Origin of the sequence: Stenotrophomonas sp. HMSC10F07, assembly GCF_001807895.1 — a bacterium.
Taxonomy (GTDB): domain Bacteria; phylum Pseudomonadota; class Gammaproteobacteria; order Xanthomonadales; family Xanthomonadaceae; genus Stenotrophomonas; species Stenotrophomonas sepilia.
In genome coordinates this window covers 1-4,073 of record NZ_KV791373.1, presented here as the reverse complement: position 1 = coordinate 4,073, position 4,073 = coordinate 1, and the positions used below count along the sequence as shown (strand labels likewise).

4 protein-coding genes and 1 pseudogene are annotated in these 4,073 nt (G+C 66.4%); all 5 read right to left on the bottom strand.

The annotated features are described in order from the left end of the window. The coding region (locus HMPREF3114_RS09285) for an MCP four helix bundle domain-containing protein (protein WP_070489648.1) at positions 1–1,536 on the bottom strand (1,536 nt) is incomplete at its 3' end. A gap of 101 nt (positions 1,537–1,637) precedes the next feature. Continuing rightward, positions 1,638–2,021, bottom strand: a complete 384-nt coding sequence (locus HMPREF3114_RS09280) for a hypothetical protein (RefSeq protein WP_005416411.1) — start codon at positions 2,019–2,021, stop codon at positions 1,638–1,640. Between the two features lie 136 nt (positions 2,022–2,157). Beyond that, a complete protein-coding gene (locus tag HMPREF3114_RS09275; RefSeq protein ID WP_005416412.1) occupies positions 2,158–2,649 on the bottom strand; it encodes a chemotaxis protein CheW in 492 nt (163 codons plus the stop codon). Between the two features lie 245 nt (positions 2,650–2,894). After that, entirely contained in the window at positions 2,895–3,668 is a 774-nt protein-coding gene (locus HMPREF3114_RS09270; protein WP_005416413.1) for a flagellar brake protein, read from the bottom strand. Positions 3,669–3,828: 160 nt separating this feature from the next. Continuing rightward, positions 3,829–4,073 (bottom strand): annotated as a pseudogene (locus tag HMPREF3114_RS09265) (methyl-accepting chemotaxis protein); the annotation flags it as partial.

Genomic DNA, 4,073 nt, shown 5'->3' with positions numbered 1-4,073 from the left:
GTCGCTGTTGCCCGAGGCGATCTCGCCGGCGGCCGAACTGATCGCGCGGCTGGACTGCTTGATGCGGGTGACGATCTCGCTCAGCTGCGCGGCGGTGGCGTTGGCATCGTCACGCATGCGGGCGAACACGCCCTGGTAGTCGCCGTGCATGCGCACGGTCAGGTCGCCCTGCGACAGTGCCGCAAGCAGGCCGGAGATCTGTTCGATGCTGCCAGCGTTGGCATCCAGCAGGCCGTTGATCTGCTGGGCCAGCTGCAGGAAGAAGCCTTCCTTGTCGGTGGCGTCGATGCGGCCGGACAGGTCGCCGGCGGCAGCCTGGGCGATCACGCGGGCCACTTCGGCTTCGACCTGCGCTTCCTGGGTACGGTCGCGCCATTCCACCACGTAGCCGACGGTGTCGCCGCCTTCATTGCGGATGGTCGAGACCACCTGGGCGAACTGGGCATCGCCATACTGCATCGGGCGACGGGCGACGCCGTGTGCCTTCAGGTTACCCAGCAGGGTCTGGTCCATCTCGCCGCGGTGTTCAAGCACGGTGACCGGCTTGCCGATCAGCGAGGCCTGGGCATCGAAGTCCGGCAGGTCGCGGCGAACTTCGTCCTGGTACTGGCTCAGGGTCTGCTGCAGGGCGCGGTTGCTGTAGACGATGGTGTTGCTGGTGTCGGTCAAGTACACGCCGGTCGAGCTGTAGTCCAGCGCGGTACGGATGCGCAGATTCTCGCGGGCCACGGCCTGGTCGGTCTCGATGCGCTCGCGGAGGTCGCGCTGCATGCGCTGCATGGCCTGCATCAGTTCGCCCACTTCGTCCTGGCGGCTGACGTCGATATGACCATCGAGCTTGCCACCGGCGACGTCGTTGGCGACCGAGACGGCGCCACGCACGCTGCCGACCAGTGCGCGGGCGAACAGCCACACCAGCACCAGGCCGAGTGCGGCGCCACCCAGCAGGGCGATCACGGTCAGCACGGCCGAGGCGGAATAGGTGGAGGCGGCCTCTTCGCGCGAGGCGCGGGCGAGGCGGTTGTCTTCGGCGATCAGCGCTTCCAGCGCCGATGCAGCCTTGCGGTGCTTGGTACGGGTTTCGCCGACGAAGGTATCGATGGCATCGTCCGGCAGGTCAAGTTCCAGCATCTCGGTGACGCTGTCATAGGACGCCAGCGCATCCTTCCATTCCTTGGCGAAGGTGTCGAACAGCTTCTTCTGTTGTGCGTTGTCGACCAGCTTCGGATAGTCCTTGATCGACTTGTCCATGCTGGTGCGCAGGTCGACGGCCTGCTTGCGCGCATCGGACTTGACGTCGTCGCTGGCGCGGATCAACTGCTGGTAGGCGGCATTGCGGTATTCGCCCAGCATGCCGCGCATCTCGCCGGCGAGGCGGATGCTCTCCATGCGTGAACCGGCCAGCTCGGTGGTGACGTTGTTCAGCGAATGCAGGCCGCGATAGGCGACGATGCCCTGCAGCAGCATCACCAGCAGGAGGACGCCGAAGGTCAGCAGCAGCTTCGGCATCAGTTTCAGGTTGTTGATCCACGGCATGGGCGTTGCGAGCTCCTAAGGCAGACGCGCCCGGGCATCGGGCCCGGTTGCAGCAGAAACCACGCCGGCACCAGGTCCGGCGTGGTTCGACGGACAGCGGATTACTTGATGTTGGCCAGCTTCAGCCCAGCCGGCGAGCTGACTTCGATTTCCGCGCGCGAGGCGTCGCGCTGGATCTTGCCGATCACGCAGACGGTCTTGCCTTCCAGGGTTTCCAGCGGGAAGGAGAACTTGCCGCGGTTCTCGCCGGCGATGCGGGCCGAGAAGGTGTGGCGCGGGAAGGCGCCGCCCATGTACAGGAAGGTCGGCTGGCCTTCGGAACCTTCTGCGTAGCGGGCCTTTTCAACCTTGCCACAGACCATGCCGTCCTTGCCGACCGAACGCGGGGCCAGTTCCGGCGGGATCATGTCAGCCGACTGGGCGAAAGCGGAGGCGGCGGTGGTGGCCAGGACAGCGGCCGAAACGAACGCAAGCAGGGACTTCATCGAGGGGTATCTCCGGGGATGGTAACGGTCGGGCCGGCCCTGCGCGCTCCTGCGCGGCCGGCTTCTGTCCCCCTATCGGCATCGCCGGGGGGAACTGAAGGGTTTTGTGACCGGAACGTGAAGCAGTTCCGTTTACTCAGGCGGCGACGTCTTCGGTGAGGCTGGCCTGGCCCATGTCGGCGCTGTCGAGCAGGGTCTCGATGTCCAGCAGGATCAGCATGCGATCGTCGTGGGTACCGATGCCGGAGATGAAGCGGGTATCGACGGCGGCACCGAATTCCGGGGTCGGTCGGATCTGCTCGGCCGACAGCGGGATCACGTCGGAGACGCTGTCGACGACGATGCCGACCACGCGGTCTTCGACGTTCAGCACGATCATCACGGTGAAGGCGTCGTAGCGGGCGTTGTCCAGGCGCAGCTTCAGGCGCAGGTCGATCACCGGGACGATGGTGCCACGCAGGTTGATCACACCCTTGATGTAGTCCGGGGCATCCGGCACGCGGGTAACCGCGTCGTAGCCACGGATTTCCTGCACCTTGAGGATGTCCACGCCGTAGTGCTCGTCACCAAGGGTGAAGCTGAGGAATTCGCCACCGGTGCTGGCGGCGGAGCTGGTCTTGTCGTTCATCGAGGGGTCCTGGTTCTGCCGGAAGTCCCGGTGTCAGGCTCGATATCGGCCCCGCTGGGGGGGACTTTAGGTGCCCGGGGAAGGGGCATCCACGCATGGCGTGGATCTACCTGGGAGGGTGGGGGCATCTACGCATGGCGTGGATCTACAGGAGATCGGTAGTGCCGGCCGCTGGCCGGAAATGGCCGTACCCGCATTGTCGCCAAGTTGCCGGCCAGCGGCCGGCACTACCCGTTGGCCGGGCCTCAGAGCTCGCCGTTGCGGCGTGCCTTGCGTTGGCGGTCGATGCGGAAGATGTAGCGCTGGATGGCGCTGTCGGCGCCGCGCGGCAGGCTGTCGAAGCGCATGCCCACGCGCTTGACCTCGATGCCGTTGGGCTGGCGCTGCGGCAACAGGTTGCAGACCACCAGCGCGATGTCCAGGTCGGGTCCATCGGGCAGGGACAGCTGCGCCGGATAGCGCTTCTGCAGGCCGAACACCGCGCAGTCATTGGGAACCACCACGGCCAGGCCACCGCCACTGATGTCCACCACGCGCATCGACAACGCTTCGGCGCGCGCTTCGCCGGGGGGCAGCAGCAGCTGCGGTGAGTCGGTGACCGGGGTCTCCAGCCGATACAGCTCGCGGCGCTGCAGGTGCACCAGTTCTTCCGGAAGCGGAGCGCGGAAGGCCACGTGGCCGTCGTTGTCCACGCGCTGCAGTTCGTGCAGGCGGAAACGCACCAGCACCCGTTCGAGCTGGGCGAAGCACAGCAGGTGATCGGCCTGCTCGGCGGCGCGGTTGGAGGCTTCCTGCGGGCTGCCATCGAGCAGCAGGTAGTCCTCGTCCTCGTCGAGGTCGAGCAGCGCAGTGGGGAACGAACGGTCACGGCCGTCGATGTGCGCGTTGATCAGTGATCGCTGGTCGATCAGCGAGCGCAGCAGCTGCCGCAGCTGGCGCGGGTTGCGGACCAGGAAGCGCTCGTCAGCGGCGTCGGCCGCGTGGACATCATGCACTGCAGTGTCGTTGCCGTCGGACATGGAATCTACGGTCAGGGGCGGGCGCCAGCACGCGTTGGTGCGAGGCTCGATGGGGATATCGGCCTCTGCACCGGATTATGAAGTGAGATTTGCATCACTTTCTACGCGTAAGGGGTCAGATCCCTTTCCTGCGGGAAAGGGATCTGACCCCGTGGTTCTGTCAGAACTCCTGCCAGTCGCCGTCCGCAGCCAGTGCCGGCTGGGCTGTCGCGGTGCGCAGCGCACGTGCCGGGACCGTTTTTGCCGCCGGTGCGGCGGCGGCGACCTGGCGCGGTACCGGTGCCGCCAGCGGGCGTGCCGGAATGGCCGTCGTGCCGTGTGATGCCAGCCGGAAGCGGGCCACGGCTTCACCCAGCTGCACGGCCTGGTCCTCCATCGCACGTGCGGCAGCGGTGGCTTCCTCCA

What these genes read in the sequence shown, in the direction of transcription:
- HMPREF3114_RS09280 (WP_005416411.1), bottom strand. Translation starts at nt 2,021, where the DNA reads ATGAAGTCCCTGCTTGCGTTCGTTTCGGCCGCTGTCCTGGCCACCACC.
- HMPREF3114_RS09275 (WP_005416412.1), bottom strand. Translation starts at nt 2,649, where the DNA reads ATGAACGACAAGACCAGCTCCGCCGCCAGCACCGGTGGCGAATTCCTC.
- HMPREF3114_RS09270 (WP_005416413.1), bottom strand. Translation starts at nt 3,668, where the DNA reads ATGTCCGACGGCAACGACACTGCAGTGCATGATGTCCACGCGGCCGAC.